The sequence below is a fragment of the Halobacterium sp. NMX12-1 genome, assembly GCF_040435975.1.
GTDB lineage: Archaea > Halobacteriota > Halobacteria > Halobacteriales > Halobacteriaceae > Halobacterium > Halobacterium hubeiense.
Window position 1 is genome coordinate 82581 of the sequence record NZ_CP159204.1, and the last position, 15324, is coordinate 97904.

16 protein-coding genes are annotated in these 15324 nt (G+C 72.0%); 6 read left to right on the forward strand and 10 right to left on the reverse strand.

Going from position 1 to position 15324, the window contains the following annotated elements:
• Nucleotides 1-26 precede the first annotated feature (26 nt).
• Together ABSL23_RS01700 and ABSL23_RS01705 are read right to left on the reverse strand one after the other, a co-directional pair.
• Complete coding sequence (locus tag ABSL23_RS01700) at nucleotides 27-1646, reverse strand: GTPBP1 family GTP-binding protein (RefSeq protein WP_353634516.1); 1620 nt, start codon at nucleotides 1644-1646, stop codon at nucleotides 27-29.
• 72 nt (nucleotides 1647-1718) lie between these two features.
• Nucleotides 1719-2228: a J domain-containing protein gene (locus ABSL23_RS01705; RefSeq protein WP_353634517.1), complete on the reverse strand. Its 510-nt coding sequence runs from the start codon at nucleotides 2226-2228 to the stop codon at nucleotides 1719-1721.
• A gap of 76 nt (nucleotides 2229-2304) precedes the next feature.
• On the opposite strand from ABSL23_RS01705, the gene ABSL23_RS01710 reads away from it, so the two are divergent.
• Nucleotides 2305-2466 carry a hypothetical protein gene (locus tag ABSL23_RS01710; protein WP_353634518.1) on the forward strand — a complete coding sequence of 54 codons (162 nt, stop codon included), beginning with the start codon at nucleotides 2305-2307 and terminating at the stop codon, nucleotides 2464-2466.
• A gap of 1 nt (nucleotide 2467) precedes the next feature.
• Here the strand turns inward: ABSL23_RS01710 and pyrF are convergent, their stop codons facing one another.
• Nucleotides 2468-3271, reverse strand: a complete 804-nt coding sequence (pyrF, locus tag ABSL23_RS01715; protein ID WP_353634519.1) for an orotidine-5'-phosphate decarboxylase — start codon at nucleotides 3269-3271, stop codon at nucleotides 2468-2470.
• Between the two features lie 52 nt (nucleotides 3272-3323).
• A complete protein-coding gene (locus tag ABSL23_RS01720; protein ID WP_059057555.1) occupies nucleotides 3324-3662 on the reverse strand; it encodes a DUF5802 family protein in 339 nt (112 codons plus the stop codon).
• 116 nt (nucleotides 3663-3778) lie between these two features.
• Between ABSL23_RS01720 and ABSL23_RS01725 the strand changes: the two genes are divergently transcribed.
• From ABSL23_RS01725 to ABSL23_RS01740, 4 genes are read left to right on the forward strand one after another with little or no spacing between them, the layout of a single operon-like run.
• A complete protein-coding gene (locus ABSL23_RS01725) occupies nucleotides 3779-4429 on the forward strand; it encodes an ArsR family transcriptional regulator (RefSeq protein ID WP_353634520.1) in 651 nt (216 codons plus the stop codon).
• 47 nt (nucleotides 4430-4476) lie between these two features.
• Nucleotides 4477-5748 (forward strand): Glu-tRNA(Gln) amidotransferase subunit GatD, encoded by a 1272-nt coding sequence (gene gatD / locus ABSL23_RS01730; RefSeq protein WP_353634521.1) that lies wholly within the window; start codon nucleotides 4477-4479, stop codon nucleotides 5746-5748.
• Nucleotides 5745-6665, forward strand: coding sequence for a GNAT family N-acetyltransferase (locus ABSL23_RS01735; protein ID WP_353635395.1), 921 nt, complete (start codon nucleotides 5745-5747; stop codon nucleotides 6663-6665). The genes gatD and ABSL23_RS01735 overlap by 4 nt, the downstream gene beginning before the upstream one ends.
• Nucleotides 6666-6711: 46 nt before the next feature.
• Nucleotides 6712-8355 (forward strand): NAD-binding protein, encoded by a 1644-nt coding sequence (locus ABSL23_RS01740; protein WP_353634522.1) that lies wholly within the window; start codon nucleotides 6712-6714, stop codon nucleotides 8353-8355.
• Here ABSL23_RS01740 and ABSL23_RS01745 read toward each other — a convergent pair whose 3' ends face one another.
• Genes ABSL23_RS01745 through ABSL23_RS01760 form a run of 4 tightly spaced genes read right to left on the reverse strand, consistent with a single transcriptional unit; the run spans nucleotide 8356 to nucleotide 11808 of the window.
• On the reverse strand, nucleotides 8356-9111 hold the full coding sequence (locus ABSL23_RS01745) for a glycerophosphodiester phosphodiesterase (RefSeq protein ID WP_353634523.1): 756 nt from the start codon (nucleotides 9109-9111) through the stop codon (nucleotides 8356-8358).
• Nucleotides 9111-9383, reverse strand: a complete 273-nt coding sequence (locus tag ABSL23_RS01750; protein WP_059057561.1) for a ubiquitin-like small modifier protein 1 — start codon at nucleotides 9381-9383, stop codon at nucleotides 9111-9113. The genes ABSL23_RS01745 and ABSL23_RS01750 overlap by 1 nt, the downstream gene beginning before the upstream one ends.
• A gap of 53 nt (nucleotides 9384-9436) precedes the next feature.
• Entirely contained in the window at nucleotides 9437-10588 is a 1152-nt protein-coding gene (locus ABSL23_RS01755; protein ID WP_353634524.1) for a potassium transporter TrkA, read from the reverse strand.
• Nucleotides 10588-11808, reverse strand: coding sequence for a TrkA C-terminal domain-containing protein (locus tag ABSL23_RS01760; RefSeq protein WP_353634525.1), 1221 nt, complete (start codon nucleotides 11806-11808; stop codon nucleotides 10588-10590). Before ABSL23_RS01760 ends, ABSL23_RS01755 begins: the two co-directional genes overlap by 1 nt.
• 82 nt (nucleotides 11809-11890) lie before the next feature.
• On the opposite strand from ABSL23_RS01760, the gene ABSL23_RS01765 reads away from it, so the two are divergent.
• Nucleotides 11891-13045, forward strand: coding sequence for an NAD-binding protein (locus ABSL23_RS01765; protein ID WP_059057564.1), 1155 nt, complete (start codon nucleotides 11891-11893; stop codon nucleotides 13043-13045).
• A gap of 12 nt (nucleotides 13046-13057) precedes the next feature.
• Here ABSL23_RS01765 and ABSL23_RS01770 read toward each other — a convergent pair whose 3' ends face one another.
• Entirely contained in the window at nucleotides 13058-14488 is a 1431-nt protein-coding gene (locus ABSL23_RS01770; RefSeq protein ID WP_353634526.1) for an HPP family protein, read from the reverse strand.
• A 44-nt stretch (nucleotides 14489-14532) separates the two neighbouring features.
• On the reverse strand, nucleotides 14533-15261 hold the full coding sequence (locus ABSL23_RS01775; RefSeq protein WP_353634527.1) for a nucleoside phosphorylase: 729 nt from the start codon (nucleotides 15259-15261) through the stop codon (nucleotides 14533-14535).
• Between the last annotated feature and the right edge of the window lie 63 nt (nucleotides 15262-15324).

Here is a 15324-nt window from a genome sequence, read left to right on the forward strand (position 1 = left end):
CTCCCCGCACCCCCGAGAAAGTTCCGTCAGTCGGAGACGCTGGTGACCGTGCCGACGCCCTTGCTCGCGCCCTCGCGGAAGACGAACCGCTGGCCCTCCTCGACGAGGTACGGCCGGAACTTGAACCGGACGCTCGTCTCGCCGGTGTCGCCGGGCAGCAGCTGGCCGTCCGCGGGCTCGAAGCGCGCGGCCTCCCCGATGGTTTCGAGGTGGACGACCGGCTCGTAGCCCGCGTCGATGCGCGTGGGGTGGTTCAACACCATCACCTCGGCCTCGAACTCCTTGACCGGGCTGGGCTTGGCGTCCGCCGGGAGCAGGACCATCCCGCGCTCGACGTCGGCCTCGCGGACGCCCTTCAGGGCGATGCCGACGATGCGGCCGGCCTCCGCCTGGTCGACGCGGTGGTAGTGCATCTCGATGGAGCGCACCTCGACCTCGCGGAAGTCCCCGTTCGGGAACGGACCCAGCAGGAGTTCGTCGCCGGCCTCCACCGTGCCGGACTTCACGGTCCCGGAGGCGACCGCGCCGACGCCCGTCACCTCGTACGAGCGGTCGATGTACATCCGGAACGGCCCGCTCGCAGCGGTCGTCTTCGGGAGCCGCCGGAAGCACTCGTCGAGGACGTCCATCCCCGCCATCGTCACCGCGCTCGTGCGCACGATGGGGACGACGTTGTCCCCGATTTCGTCGATGGCGGCGTCGACGCCGTGGCGCTCCACGGGGAGGGGCGTGCGGCCGGCGTTCCGGAGCAGGCGTTCGACCTCGCGCTCGACCTCGGCGACGCGCTCGTCGCTCACGAGGTCGGTCTTCGTGATTGCGACGATGGTCGGCAGGTCCGTCGCCAGCAGCACGCCGATGTGCTCGCGGGTCGTGTCCGTGGGGCCGTCGTCGGCGGCGACGGTCAACAGCCCGTAGTCGAGTTTCTGCCCGACCAATCCCCGGATAGTCGTCGAGAGCCACGGCTCGTGGCCGACGGTGTCCACGAACGACACCACGCGGTCGGCGTTCTCCACGACGGCTGCGCGCTCGTCCTTCCGGTGGGGGTTGCGCACGCGCATCGGCCCGTCCTCGTCGAAGCCGTAGACGCCGTAGGAGAGGTCCGCGGACAGCCCGCGCTCGACCTCGTGTGGCTGGACGTCGAGGAAGCCGCGCGTGTTCCCGTCGCCGTCGTCGGCGTCGCCGGTGACGAGGCTCCCCACGAGCGTGGACTTGCCGTGGTCGACGTGGCCCGCCGTCCCGACGATGATGTGGTCGTCGTCGGGCGCCAGCGACGCGCCGTCCCGAATCACCGCGACGCCGACGATGCCCTCCTCGGCGTCGCCGTCGCTGACGCTGTCGACGCTCCACGTCTGGACATCCGCGATGTGCGCGCCGGCCTCCTCGGCGAGCAGGCTCAGCACGTCCATCGTCTCCGAGAACGTCTCCGGGGGGACCCCCGCGAGGCCGCCGTCGTCGGTGACGCCGAGGACGTACTCGGCCTCGCCGTCGCCGGAGAGCACGCGGTGCCGCAGCTGCGCAGCGAGACTCTCCATGCGGCCGTCGGCGAGGTGGACGTCGCGGCTGAACCGTTCCTTGAACTCGACGCTGCCGCCCTCCTGTTCGCCGCTCTCGAGCGCGCGAACGAGTCGGGCACGGTCACGGCCCATGCTACCGAGCTACGGGGGAAGCGGGTAAAAGCCTTCCCCGGGTAGCGGTCCGGAGACGTACGGAGACGCCGATTAGTCGTCCTTCAGCCGCTCGTAGGCCTCGTTGACGCGCGCGAACTCCTCGGCGTCGCCGCCGCGGTCGGGGTGCAGTTCCCGCGCCTTCTCGCGGTACGCCGCCTGCACCGCCTCGCTGCTCGCGCCGGGTTCGACGCCGAGCACGCGGTAGTCCTCGCGGCGCGGCCCGCTGGCGGCGACGCCGCCTGCGGTCTGTCGGTCTCGGCTGGTGCGTCCCGCCCGCCCGCGGTTCCGCTCGCGGCTCCGCCCGCTCGCCCGCCCTCGCTGTTGGCGGGACTGCCGGCGCTGCTCGCGCTCGTACTGCTCACGGGAGACGCGGCGCTTACGGTACGCCAGCTCGGCGAGCCGGCCCGACGCGTGCAGGTAGAAGACGGCGCCGGCGAGCCCGAACGGCACCGCGACGCCGAGCGCGACCGGACTGTAGACGACGCCCAGCACGCCGAACACGACGCCGAGGACGCCGAACGTGCCCGCCATCCCCCAGACGATGCTCGCGTCGGTCCTCACGGTCTACGCGGGAGTTCGGCGCGCGGACGTAAATCCTTGGCTCACACTCTTGGGGGTCGGCGCCGAACGTGGAGACATGAGCGTCACCGGCCTCTGCCAGCGCTGCGAGAGCGAAGCGAAGTTCAGTTGCGACCGCTGTGGCGCACTCGTCTGTCAGGCCCACTACGACCCCTCGACGGGCTACTGCACGGAGTGCGCCGCCGAAGTCCGCGGCGGTTCCGGCCCGGGGCCGCGCTGACCTACCGGTGTTCGTTGAGGCGGTTCTTCAGGCGTCGCGCCGCCTCGCCCGCGGCGCGCGCCCACTCGGGGGAGTCCTCGCCCGCGAAGATGATGCCCCGCGTGGAGTTCACGAGCCCGACGCCCTCGTCGTTCAGGCCGTACTGGACGGCGGCTTCGGCGTCGCCGCCCTGCGCGCCCACGCCCGGCACGAGGAACGGGAGTTCGGGCACGCGGTCGCGCAGTTCTTCGAGTTCCTCGGGCGCGGTCGCGCCGACCACGAGGCCGATGTTGCCGTACTCGTCGTTCCAGCCGGCGGCGCGCTCGGCGACGTGCTCGTAGAGCCGGCGGTCGTACGCCGCCAGTTCGAGGTGCTGGAAGTCCATCCCGCCCGGATTGGAGGTCCGACAGAGCACGAACACGCCCGCCTCCTCCTGCGAGAGGAACGGCTGGAGCGCGTCCTCGCCGAGATAGGGGTTGACCGTGATGGCGTCGGCGTACTCCAGCACGTCGGCGTACTGGCGGGCCGTGTTCCCGATGTCCGCGCGCTTGGCGTCCAACAGGACGGGGACGTCCTTCCCGTGGGCGTACGCCACCGTCTCGCGGAGCGCGCGCCAGCCGTCGGCGTCCTCGTAGAACGCCGCGTTCGGCTTGAACACGGCGGCGTGCTCGTGGGTGGCGTCGATGACGCGGCGGTTGAACGCCCACCGCGGCAGGTCGTGGTCTCGTACCTCCTCGGGGAGCCGGTCGAGGTCGGGGTCGAGGCCGACGCTGACGACGGTGTCGGCGTCCGCGATGCGCGCCGCGAGGTCGTCGAAAAAGCTCATACCTCCGCGTCCCGGCAAACGGAGAAAAGCGGTTCGCTTCCGGCGCGAGCGCTCAGACGGCGCCCATGTCGAACAGGCGGGCGGCGTGGTCGCGCTTCGCGAGCAGGACTTCCTCCAGCGACGGCGGGTTCTCGACGTCGACGTCCGCGAGGACGTCCTCGGGGACGGCGAGCGTGCGCTCGGGCACGTCGTCCTCGCCGTGGACCGAGAGGTGCGCGGGGCCGACTTTCATCACGAGCGGGAGGTCCGTCCGCGAGATGCCTTCGTCGTCGGCGTAGAGCTGCTCGTTGACCCGTTCGTGGTGACGGCTGTTGATGGCGGCGCGGTCGCCGCGCGTCGGTTCGACGTACAACCGTCCGAGGTAGTAGCCGCTGGAGAACGCCTCGAACATGTATGCTAACGTTTGTCACGGGATGCCTTAAGCGCTCCGGCGAACCTCTAAGTCGTCGCGCAATTCCACCGAGAGCAGACACCCTTATCCGGGCTCGCCGCTAACTCAGGGTGAAGATGGACTCGGGGGCCCTGCTCGACATACTCGGCAACGAGAACCGGCGACGCATCCTCCGACTGCTCGCGCGAAAGCCCTGTTACGTCACCGAAATCTCGGAGTACCTCGGGGTCAGCCCGAAGGCGGTCATCGACCACCTGCGGCGGCTGGAGGACGCCGGCCTCGTGGAGTCGGAGGTCGACGACCAGCGCCGCAAGTACTTCCACATCGCCGAGAACCTCCGGCTGGAGGTGCGGCTGTCGCCGTTCGACTTCGGCGCGAAGTCCGCGTACCCCGCGAGCGCGGACCTCGACCTGACGCGGTGCCAGCACGTCTCCATCCGCATCCGACAGGACCGCAACGAGGACGTCGCGGACCTCGCGGGGAAGCTCCAGGAGCTGAAGGACCTCGAACGCGAGCTGTCGCTGGCCCAGCGCTGGGTGCAGGGCCGGCTCGCGGACGTCCAAGACCAGCTCGGGGAGGCGGTCGGCGACGGCAACGAGCGCCTCTACGCGGACGTGCTCGCGGCGCTGGCGTCCGGCGAGCGCTCCGCGAGCGCGGTCGCCGCGACGCTGGACGCCCCCGAGCCGCTCGTGGAGGGCGTCCTCGAGACGCTGCGCGAGCAGGACGTCGTCGAGCGCGCGGACGGCGAGTGGCACATCACCGAGTAGCGCGCGAGTAGCAACCTTTTCGTCGGCGCGCCCGGAATCCTCTCGACATGAACACTGGGGACCGCGTGCGCGTCCAGCGCGACGACACGACCCACGAGGGCGTGCTGTTGCCGTCGGCCGAACCCGACCACCTCGTCGTGAAACTCGACTCCGGCTACAACGTCGGCGTCGAGCGCGACGCGGCCGACGTCGAAGTGCTGGAGCGAGACGTCTACGACGTCGAGAGCGACGCCGAGGAGGGCGCCGCCTCCGAGGTGGAGTTCGACGACGACCTGCCCACGATTGCGCTCATCTCCACTGGTGGCACTATCGCCTCCACCGTGGACTACCGCACGGGCGCCGTCACCGCGCAGTTCGACGCCGAGGACGTGCTGCGGGCGGTGCCCGATTTGGCGGGCCGCGCGAACTACCGCGGCCGCGTCGTCGCGAACATCCTCTCGGAGAACATGGAGCCGCCAATCTGGCAGGAGCTGGCGGCGGCCGTCCGCAAGGAAATCGAGAACGGCGCGGACGGCGTCGTCGTGATGCACGGCACGGACACGATGCAGTACTCGGCGAGCGCGCTCTCGTTCATCCTCGACACGCCCGTCCCGGTCGTCTTCACGGGCAGCCAGCGCTCCGCGGACCGCCCCTCCTCGGACAACGTGATGAACGCCGTCTGCTCGGTGGAGGCCGCGAAGGCCGACGCCGCCGAGGTGATGGTCTGCATGCACGCCTCCGAGAGCGACGACAAGTGTGCGCTCCACCGCGGCACGCGCGTCCGCAAGAACCACACGAGCCGCCGGGACGCCTTCGAGACCGTCGGCGCGGAGCCGCTGGGCTACGTCGACTACGACGCGGCCAGCGAGGAGGCCAGCAGAGACCCGAGCGGGGTCGAGTTCAGGAAGGAGCACGCCGAGCGCGGCGAGACCGACCTCGACAGCAGCCCGGACCTCGACTCTGACGTCGAACTCGTGAAGTTCACGCCCGGGATGGACGACGCCTTCTTCGACCTCTGCGAGGGCAAGTCCGGCGTGATTGTCGAGGGGACGGGACTCGGCCACGTCCACACGGACTTCATCGACCGCATCGAAGAGCTCGTCGAGGACGGTACGACGGTCGTGATGACCAGCCAGTGTCTGGACGGCCGGGTCTGCGACCGCGTCTACGACACGGGCCGGGACCTCCTCGACGCCGGCGTCGTCGAGGGCGAGGACATGCTCCCCGGCACCGCGAAGGTGAAACTGATGTGGGCGCTCGCGAACACCGAGAGCGTCGCGGAGACGATGCGGACGCCGCTCGCGGGCGAAATCACCGAGCGCTCCGTCCCGTGGGAATGACGAGCGTCGAGATTCGCCCCGCGGAGCTGTCGGACTACGACGACGTGGTGGCGTTCGCAAGCGACACGTGGGCCGACCGCCGCGAGGACGGCGACTACATCCCTCGAATCTTCGAGGACTGGGTCGAGAGCGACGGCCCGGACCAGCGCACGCTCGTCGCCGACACCGGTGACGACATCGCGGCGCTCGCGCAGGTCGTCCTGCTGTCCGAGCACGAGGCGTGGGCGCAGGGGATGCGCACCAACCCCGACTACCGCGGGCGGGGCGTCGGCTCGGAACTCGTCTACGCGGGCTTCGACTGGGCGCGCGAGCGGGGCGCGACCGTCGCGCGCAACATGGTGTTCTCGTGGAACGTGATGGGGCTGGGCCACTCCCGCGCGACCGGCTTCGAGCCCGCGACGGAGTTCCGCTGGGTCCACCCCGAACCCGAGGCCGACGCCGGCCCCGACCACGAGGTGACGGCCGACCCACACGCGGCGTGGCAGTTCTGGCAGGACAGCGCCGCCCGCGAACACCTGCGCGGGCTGGCGCTAGACACCGAGGAGTCGTGGGCGCTCTCGGAGCTCACCCGGGAGCGCCTCGCGGCGGCCGCCGACCGCGACGCCCTCCAGGTCGTCCAGGACGAAGCGGGCACGCGCGGGTTCGCGTTCCGCTCGCGCACCTACGAGCGCGAGGAAGACGGAGAAGACCAGACGTGGGCGGAGTACGGCGTCGGCGCGTGGGCCGACCAGTCGGCGTGCGCGTCACTGCTGGACGCGATTGCCGCGGACGCCGCGAGCGTCGGCGCGGACCGCACGCGCGTGCTGATTCCCGAGACCGCGGCGGCGGTCAGCGACGTCGCGGTCACGCGCACGGAAATCGGCGAGGAGCCGGACTTCGTGATGGCCGCCGACCTCACCGCCGACTACCGGGCGTAGGCGGCGAAACGTTTTGTCGCCGGGGGCGGTAGCCCCGGGCACTCGAATGCGCGAACTCCGCGGCATCTCGCTGGACCCGGCGGACTTGACGTACCGCCAGCGGCTGATTCTCGCGTACGCCGGCGGCCTCGTCTCGGTCGTGCTCGTGTTCACGGGCCTCTACTACTGGGGGATGGCCGCGCTGGAGGCGCGCCCGCGGTCGCCGTACCAGGCGTTCAACACGGTCATCGAGGTGATGACGACGACCGGGTTCGGCGCGGACTCGCCGTGGGAGACGCCGTGGATGAACCTCTTCGTCGCGGGGATGCAGGTCTCGGGCGTCGCCGTCGGGTTCGTGACGCTGCGCGTGCTCGTCATCCCGCTGTTCGAGCGCACGCCCGTCAACCTCGACGACCAGCTCACGGTCAAGGACGGCCACGTCGTCGTCGCGGAGTACCGCCGCGACAGCGAGGTGCTGCTGGACGAGCTGGAGGCGCTGGACGTCGACTACGTGCTCGTGGAGTCCGACCGCGAGGAGGCCGTGCGGCTCTCCGACGACGGCTACCAGGCTATCGACGGCGACCCGGAGGACAGCGAGGACCTGCAGCGCGCGAGCATCGGGAAGGCGGACGTGCTCATCACGGACACCGACGACCGGACGGCCAGCGTCGTGTTGACCGCGCTGGAGCACAACGAGAGCCTCCGTGTCGTGAGCTTCACGGCCTCGACCCGGCGGAAGGCGGCGCTCGCGGAGGTCGGCGTCGATCGCAGCGTCGCGCCGCACGCGCTCATCGGCCAGCGCCTCGCGGAGAAGGCGACGACGCCGGTCGCGGTCGGCGAGGGCGCGTCCGAGGAGGTCGCCGTCCGGGAGATTCTGGTGCGCCGGGACAGCCCGCTGCACGGCGTCCGCGTCCGCGAGTCGCCGCTCGCCAGCCACCCCGAGCTGACGCTGGTCGCGGGCTGGTTCGACGGCGAACTCCGGATGCCGCCGTCGCCCGACGAGCGCCTCACGCCGAACACCGTGCTCGTCGTCGCGGGGCCGGCCGCCGTCATCGACGAGGTCGCGGGCGAAATCGCGGGCGTCCAGCGCTCTCGCGTGCGCGAGCACTCCCGGGTCGTCGTCGGCGGACTCGGCGAGGGCGGCGCGGCGGCCGTCGAGGCGCTGCCCGACGACGTGTCGGTGACGACTGTCGACGAGTCCCCGGAGGCGAATCCCGACGTCGTCGGGGACGCGACCGAGCCGGAGACGCTGGAGGCCGCGAACGTCGCGGACGCGACGGCGCTGGTCGTCACGGTGAACGACGACGCGACCGCGCTGCTGACCGTCGCGATGGCGCGCTCGCTGTCCGACGACGTGGAGATTCTGGTCCGCGTGACGGACACGGAGAAGGCGACGGCGGCGTTCCGCGCGGGCGCCGACTACGTGCTCTCCGTCCAGCGCGTGAGCGCGCGCCTCGTCGCCGCGGAAGTCCACGGGGAGCGCGTGATGGACCCGGTGAGCCAGATTCGGCTCGTGCGCGCGGACGCGTCGCCGTTCGCCGGGCAGACGGTCGCGACGGCCAGCGACCCACAGAAGGGCTGGACGGTCGTCGGCATCGTCCACGACGGCGCGGTGAGCACGAATCAGGCCGCCGCAATCGAGGCCGGCGACGAGGTGTTCGTCGCGGGCAGCGACCGCGCCATCCGCGGGTTCGAGCAGTCCGTGGACTGACTACGCGAGCCGCGCCGGGTCGCCGGCGTAGTCGGCGACGCCCGGGTAGTCGGCGATGACGCCGTCCACGCCGGCGTCGGCGCAGGCAACGGCGTCCTGCCAGTCCGTGACCGTCCACGCGTTGACGGTGCGACCGTCGCGGTGCGCGTGGTCGACCAGGGCTTCGTTGAGGCCATCGACGGGCGCGTGGAGCGCGCGGCAGTCGAACTCGCTGGCGCGCGTGAGCCCGCGGTCCGTGTCCAGACACAGCGCCGCGCGCGGGGTGTCCGGCAGGACTTCGGTGGCGGCTTCGAGCGCGCCGTCGAAGAAGGAGGAGAGCACGACCGGCGCGTCGCAGTCCCCGAGCGCGTCCGCGACGGCCTCGACGAACGGCCGCCACGCCGCCGCGTCCGGCCCGGAGAGGCCGAGGCGGGCGTCCTCGCTGCCGGGGTTCTTCAGTTCGACGTGGAACTCCACGCCCGCCGGCACGAGGGCGGCGACGTCGGCCAGCGTCGGCACGCCCTCGCCGCTCCCGAGCACGTCCGCGGCCGCGAGCGTCTCGGGGTCGGCGTCCCAGACGAACCCCTCGGCGTCGGTGACGCCCCGGGAGTCCCCCTCGCCGTCGAGGCGCTGGTCGTGGAACACGACGGGCGTACCGTCGGCCGCGGGCTGGACGTCCACCTCGATGCCGTCGGCGCGCTCGCGGGCGACGCGGACCGCCGCCGCGGTGTTCTCGGGCGCGACGCCGGCGAACCCGCGGTGGGCGATGGTGAACATCAGCCGCCGCTCACCGGCGGGAACAGCGCGAGCTCGTCGCCCGAGTCCAGCTCCGTGTCGAGGCCGTCGTCGTGGGCGACGTTCTCGCCGTTGCGCAGGACGTTGATGTGCTCGTGGACGTCGCCGTCGTCGGTCAGCACGCGGTCCCGGAGGGCGGGGCGGTCGGCGAGCAACGCGTCGAGGGCGTCGCCGACCGTCTGGGCCGACTCGTCGACGGTGATTCGGCGGTCGCCGCCGACCTCCGCGAGGTCCGCGAACAGCTTCCACTCCATGCACGACACTGGGCGGCGGCGACGCATAGGTGCTACGGGGTCGGCAGGGCGTGCTACTGGCTCGGCGACTCGTCGGCCGGCTCCTCGGCGACGGCCGCGGCGGCGTCCACGCGGCGCGCGACGTCCGGCCGCGCGACCACGTAGAGCGTGTCGCCCGCGGCCAGCACGCGGGACGCGCTCGGGATAGCGTCCACGCCGGCGTCGCCGCGGACCGCGACGACGGTGCCCTCGACGGTCTCGACGGCCGCGCCGTCGAGCGCGCTCCCCGCGGCGACCGTGACGACGACCATCGTCTCGTCGGCGGCCCGCAGCAGGGACGCGAACTGGCGGTCCGCGCCCGGCTCGTACGGCAGCGTGAGCAGCCGGTAGTCGCCGCCCGCGAGATTGCGAGCGTCGTACTCGTCCAGTGACAGCGTCACGGTGTCCTCGTGGGTCGCGCGAATCTCGGCGGTGGCGACGCGCTCGGCCGGCTGCTCGTCGGTGCGCGGCCGCCACACCTGCACGAGGTCGCCGGGGCCGGCGGCGTTCGGCGGGTCCGCGCGCACCGCGACGGCCGCGGTTCCGGGCGGGAGCGTCGGCCCGATGCCGGCAGTGCGGCTGCCGAGCGCGAGGTACGTCGCGGTGCCGTCGTCGGCGAGTTCGACGTCCACGTAGCCGACGTCGTAGTCGTCCTTGAGGCGGGTGACGACGCGCTCGCGGAGCTCCTCGACGGTGAGCCGGCGCGGGAAGATGAGCGTCTTCCCGGCCAGCTCCGCTTTGACGTCGTCGCCGACCGGGTCGTAGCCCTCGATGTCCGCGATGTCCTCGGGGAGTTCGACCGCGACCGCGCGGCCGACGGCCTTGACGAGCCGGCCGACCTCGCCTTCGAGTTCGCGGACGCCGGTCGCCGCCAGAATCTGGACGCCGGCGCGGTCGCCGGCGCGGCGCGCGGCGGGCGCGACCAGCACCGCCGCGCCGAACACGGCGAGGTTGAACACGACCGCTTCCAGCGACAGCACGTCCATCTCGCCCGCGATGGCCTGCCCGAGCGCGACCCGCGTGTTGAGGTAGAACGCGACCACGGAGACGTCCACGAGCATCGCCACGCCGAACGGGAGCTCCTGCCGGAAGTACCACCGGAACGCCACCGTGAGGACGCCGACCGCCAGCCCCGCCGCGAGGATGACGCCGCCGCCCTGCGCGAGCTCGGTCGGCGACACCGGCATCACTTCGCCACCTCCTCGAAGGCGTCGAGTTCGCGGCGCGGCCCGGCGACGAACAGCTCGTCACCGGCCGCCAGCGCCACGTCGCCGCTCGGGGCGACCGTCCACGAGCCGTCGTGGCGGACCGCCAGCACGGTGACGCCGTACGTCTCCCGGAGGTTCACCTCGCCGAGCGTGGCGTCCACGACTGGCGCGTCCGCGCGCAGCGTGAGCCGGCGGACGCGCTGGCCGCCGCGGCGCAACAGCCCGAGCAGTTCGTACTCGCGGCGCGTGCCGCGGGCGCGCACGACGATGCGCGTGCGGTCGGCGGCGAGCAGCGCCTCCGCGTCGGGGCGCTGGACGGCGACGGTGACCCGTCCCTCGCCGCCGGTCGTCGTCGGCGCGGGCTTCGCGGACGGCTCGGCGTCCTCGGGTTCGTCGTCGTCGACGGGCGCGGTCGGTTCCGCCGCGGGCTTCCCGCCGGACTTCGCGGAGACGACGGTGCCGTCCACGCGGGAGTCGCCCGCCAGCACCGATACTTCGTCGCCGCGCGCGATGCCCGTAGGGACGAGCGCGGGCACCGACACCGCGCGTTTCCCGACCGGCGTGCGCTTGGAGACGCCGGCGGCGGGCGGCGCCGCGGCGACGGTCGCGCGGCCGTGCTCGTCGACGGTGACGGACGCCTCCTCGACATCGAAGTCCGAGCGCAGGCGATCGACGAACCGCCCCTCCAGCTCCGAGAGCGGGAGGTCCGCGGGGAAGCGCCACTCGGCGTCCCGAATCGACGCGCGCAGCGACTCCGGGAGCGGCGGGTAGCCTTCGAGGTCGCGGACGCCGCCGACGACGCTCACCGCGACCTCGTTGCGGCCGCCGACGAGTTCGATGGCGTCGGTGTGGAGCGTGCGCTCGCGCAGCGACTTCAGGCTGATGCGGCGCGGGAGCGTCGCGCCCATCTTGTCGCCGACCGAGTGCGTGTAGAAGGTCAGCATCGCGACCACCAGCAGCGCTACGACCAGCGTCGTGGAGTTCGCGGCCTGCGTGATTGTGGGGTCCGCGAACGCGAGGAAGCCGCCGTTGACGCCGGCGAGCGCGACGCCCAGCACGACGACACCGAACGCGGGCACGGAGAGGCCGGTGACGTACCGGAAGATGAACCCGAACCCGAACGACACCAGCGCGGGAATCACGCCGGCCAGCAGTCCGAGGTAGATGCCGTGCAGCGCTTGCACGGGAGCGGAGGTCATACCTCCCGGCACTCCCGCCCGGGACAAAACGCTACCGACGCGTGCCGCCGTGTTTAAGGCGGGCGACCACGCCCGTGGTGACATGGACGTACCGGGCGCGAAGCGGGTGACCGGCCGGGTTGCCGTCGCGTTGACCCTCGCGGTCGCCGCGCTGTCGGTCGGCGTCGGCATCCTCGGCATCGTGGACCCGACCGCGAACTTCGGGCCGGTGGCGCAGTACATCCCGCCCGCAATCAGTCAGACCGCGGGGTTCACGGGCTCGCTGACGGGGTTCCTGATGGTGATGAGCGCGTTCGGGCTGCGCCGCGGCCTGCGCGTGGCGTGGTACTCGACGCTGGTGTTGCTCCCGATTACCGCCGGCCAGGGGCTCGTGCAGGCGACGCCGTACTCGGTGCCGCTGGTGGTGCTGTCGGTCGTCGCGTTCCCCGTGCTCGCGGTCGCGCGCAGCCGCTTCGACGAGCCGATTTCGCTGTCTACGAGCCAACTGGCGGCGGGCGGCGCGCTCGCCGGCGTGCAGGCGTACGGCACCATCGGCACGTGGGCGCTCCGCGGCGAGCGCGGGTTCACGGGCGTGAACACGATGCTGGACGCGTTCTACTACACGCTCGTCACGTCCAGCACCGTCGGCTACGGCGACGTCACCCCGGTCACGCAGGAGGCGCGGCTGTTCTCGCTGTCCGTGCTCGTGCTCGGCACCGCGAGTTTTGCCGTCGCGCTCGGCGCGCTGCTCGGCCCCGCGCTGGAAGCCCGGTTCGCGAGCGCACTCGGACGCATGACACAGAGCGACCTAGAGTCCCTCGACGGCCACGTCGTCGTCGCGGGCTACGGCGACCTGACGGAACCGATTCTGACCGAACTCGCGGCCAGCGGCCGGCAGTTCCTCGTGGTGGCGCGCGGCGGCACCGACACGTCGGAGCTCCGCGACCGCGACATCGACGTGCTCGCCGGCGACCCGACCGACGAGAAGACGCTGGACCGCGCCGGCATCGAGCGCGCGCGAGCGGTCGTCACCGCCACGAACGACGACGGCGAGGACGCGCTCGCGATACTCACGGTCCGCGAGACCTACCCGGACGTGCGCGTGGTCGCCGCCGCCACCGAGCAGGAGAACGAGCCGAAGCTGCGCCGCGCGGGCGCGGACACGGTCATCAGTCCCGCGGTCATCGGCGGGCGGCTGCTCGCGCGCTCCGCGCTCGGCGACGAGCACGCCGAGGAGGAGGCCGCCGACCTCGAATAGCGGTGGGTCGGGTCACGCCGTGTGGACGATGGCGATGTCCGTGTCGAGGTCGCGGACGCGCTCGTAGGTCGGCCGCGAGAAGAACTTCGAGGCGGCCGAGCGGTCGGTGCTCGCGCCGAGGAACACGAGGTCGTAGTGGGCGTCGTTGCGCTCGACGAACTCCTCGATTGACGACCGCGAGACCCGCGTCTCGCAGCGCGTGCCCACGGTTTCGGTGAGGTTGGCGAGCATCGACTCGGTGCGGCGGCGCTCGCGCTCGGCGTCGATACAGGAGCAGACGCTGATGGAGCCGTTGCCGCCGGCGAGGCGCTCGGCGTAGTCCAGCATCGCGTGGGCCACGTCGGAGGCGCTGCGGACGGGGACCATGATGCGCTTCCAGCGCGTGCGCTCGCCAGTGGACTGGAGCGCGACCACGTCGACGTCGCTGCCGAACAGCGCGCGGAGGTACGGGGTCAGCGCGCCGTCCTCGTCGCACTCGAACGGCGTCACGACGAGGTCGCAGTTCGCCTCCTCGGCGGTCGAGAGCACCGTCCCCGCGGGGTTGCCGTTCTCGACGGCGACGGCCACGTCGCAGGGGACGCCGACGGTCGTCTCGATGCGCGCGGCCTGCCGTTCGAGGTCGCGCGCGGCGGCGTCGGCCGCCCGCTCCTCCGCCGTCGAGTCGGCGTTCTCGCCCTCGCCCGCGATGCACTCGCGCTCGGCGGCCGCGATTTCCTCGTCGTCCACGACGTCCAGCAGGACGACCTTCCCGGCGTCGTGGGCGGCCGCGATGCGCGCGCCCAGCATCGCGGTCTGCTCGGCCGTCTCCCCGCGCATCGGCACGACGACGTGGTCGTCGGCCTCCGTGGTGCGGTAGAGGTAGCGGGCGCGCTCCTCGTAGACCTCGCGGCGCCACACCGCGAACACGATGGCGACCAGCGACGACGACAGCGCGACGCCGGCGACGTACGCGAACTGCGCGGTGCCCGTGATGAGCACGAGCAGCGCCGTCGAGAACGCGGTCGGGAGTTCGAGGTCCAGCGCCCACGTCGCGCCGCCGGTGAGGAAGACGCCGAGTGCGGCCGCGCCGGCGTTCACCCCCAGCGACGCCGTCGGGACGCCGTAGGCGTAGGCCGCGACCTCGACGGCCGCCCAGCCACAGAGCGCGCCGACGGTCAGCCCGCCGACGAACGTGCGCGGGTCAGAGTACCGGCCTTCGGGCTCAGAGAACAGCGTGTACGTCCCGGAAGCCAGCGGCGGGAACAGCAGGAACGACACCGCGCCGACCGTGTTCGCCAACAGGGTCACGAGCCCGACGAGCAGCGGGACGAACAGCAGGACCGAGGCGTGGAGGAGGTTGTTCGTCGTCTCCAGCCACTTCCGGAACGAGCGGAGTTCGCGGCGCTCGACGCGGGCGGCTCGCCGCCGGGCCGCCGCGAGCCGCCGGCGCAACTCCGAGAACATGTCCACCGAGTCGGCGGCCCCGGCAGTTGGGTGTTTCGGCTGTCCTACGCCAGCCGCGTCACGGCGTCCAGCGAGATGTCGATGGCGCGCGCGACGTTGTTCTTCGCCTTCTCGGGGAGTTCGTCGTCGCTGTCCGCGCCCTTCTGGGTGCCGGCGACGAGGTTGCCGTCCACGGTACAGATGGCGCCCGCGGCGAGGCCCTTGCGGCGCGCCAGCGAGAACACGGTCGCGGCCTCCATCTCGACGGCGAGCAGGCCGGCGTCGTTCCAGTCCTCGACGAAGTCCTCGTCCTCGTTGTAGAACGCGTCGTCGCTCACAATCGGCCCTACATGGACTTCCTCGTCGTTGTCCTCGGCGGCCTGCACGAGGCTGGTGAGCGCGCCGTAGTCCGGGACCGCGGGGTAGACTTCGGACTCGTAGCGCTTGCTCGTGCCCTCCTCCTTGGCGGCGCCGGTGGCGACGATCATGTCGCCGACCTCGATGTCCTCCTGCAGGGCGCCGATGGTACCGACGCGGAGGAACGTCTCGACGCCCACGCGGGAGAGCTCTTCGACGGCGATGGCCGCCGAGGGGCAGCCGATGCCGGTCGAGGAGATGGTGAGGTCGACGCCCTCGTAGGTGGCGTTGACGACCTTGTACTCGCGGTTCTGCGCGACGACCTCGCTGTCGTCGCAGTGGTCGGCGATGCGGTCCACGCGGCCCGGGTCGCCGGGCAGCAACGCGATGTCGTGGACGTCGCCTTCCTCGACGAGCAAGTGGGGCTGTTTTGCCATGCCCGGAACTTCGACGCTCGCGGAGAAAAAGAGCGGGGATTGCGGTCAGCGCGCGGCGCGGCG

Bases quoted from the DNA above. Each gene is read 5' to 3' on its own strand.
- ABSL23_RS01700 (WP_353634516.1), bottom strand. From the start codon at position 1,646: ATGGGCCGTGACCGTGCCCGACTCGTTCGCGCGCTCGAGAGCGGCGAA.
- ABSL23_RS01710 (WP_353634518.1), top strand. From the start codon at position 2,305: ATGAGCGTCACCGGCCTCTGCCAGCGCTGCGAGAGCGAAGCGAAGTTC.
- pyrF (WP_353634519.1), bottom strand. From the start codon at position 3,271: ATGAGCTTTTTCGACGACCTCGCGGCGCGCATCGCGGACGCCGACACC.
- ABSL23_RS01720 (WP_059057555.1), bottom strand. From the start codon at position 3,662: ATGTTCGAGGCGTTCTCCAGCGGCTACTACCTCGGACGGTTGTACGTC.
- ABSL23_RS01725 (WP_353634520.1), top strand. From the start codon at position 3,779: ATGGACTCGGGGGCCCTGCTCGACATACTCGGCAACGAGAACCGGCGA.
- gatD (WP_353634521.1), top strand. From the start codon at position 4,477: ATGAACACTGGGGACCGCGTGCGCGTCCAGCGCGACGACACGACCCAC.
- ABSL23_RS01735 (WP_353635395.1), top strand. From the start codon at position 5,745: ATGACGAGCGTCGAGATTCGCCCCGCGGAGCTGTCGGACTACGACGAC.
- ABSL23_RS01740 (WP_353634522.1), top strand. From the start codon at position 6,712: ATGCGCGAACTCCGCGGCATCTCGCTGGACCCGGCGGACTTGACGTAC.
- ABSL23_RS01745 (WP_353634523.1), bottom strand. From the start codon at position 9,111: ATGTTCACCATCGCCCACCGCGGGTTCGCCGGCGTCGCGCCCGAGAAC.
- ABSL23_RS01750 (WP_059057561.1), bottom strand. From the start codon at position 9,383: ATGGAGTGGAAGCTGTTCGCGGACCTCGCGGAGGTCGGCGGCGACCGC.
- ABSL23_RS01755 (WP_353634524.1), bottom strand. From the start codon at position 10,588: ATGCCGGTGTCGCCGACCGAGCTCGCGCAGGGCGGCGGCGTCATCCTC.
- ABSL23_RS01760 (WP_353634525.1), bottom strand. From the start codon at position 11,808: ATGACCTCCGCTCCCGTGCAAGCGCTGCACGGCATCTACCTCGGACTG.
- ABSL23_RS01765 (WP_059057564.1), top strand. From the start codon at position 11,891: ATGGACGTACCGGGCGCGAAGCGGGTGACCGGCCGGGTTGCCGTCGCG.
- ABSL23_RS01770 (WP_353634526.1), bottom strand. From the start codon at position 14,488: ATGTTCTCGGAGTTGCGCCGGCGGCTCGCGGCGGCCCGGCGGCGAGCC.
- ABSL23_RS01775 (WP_353634527.1), bottom strand. From the start codon at position 15,261: ATGGCAAAACAGCCCCACTTGCTCGTCGAGGAAGGCGACGTCCACGAC.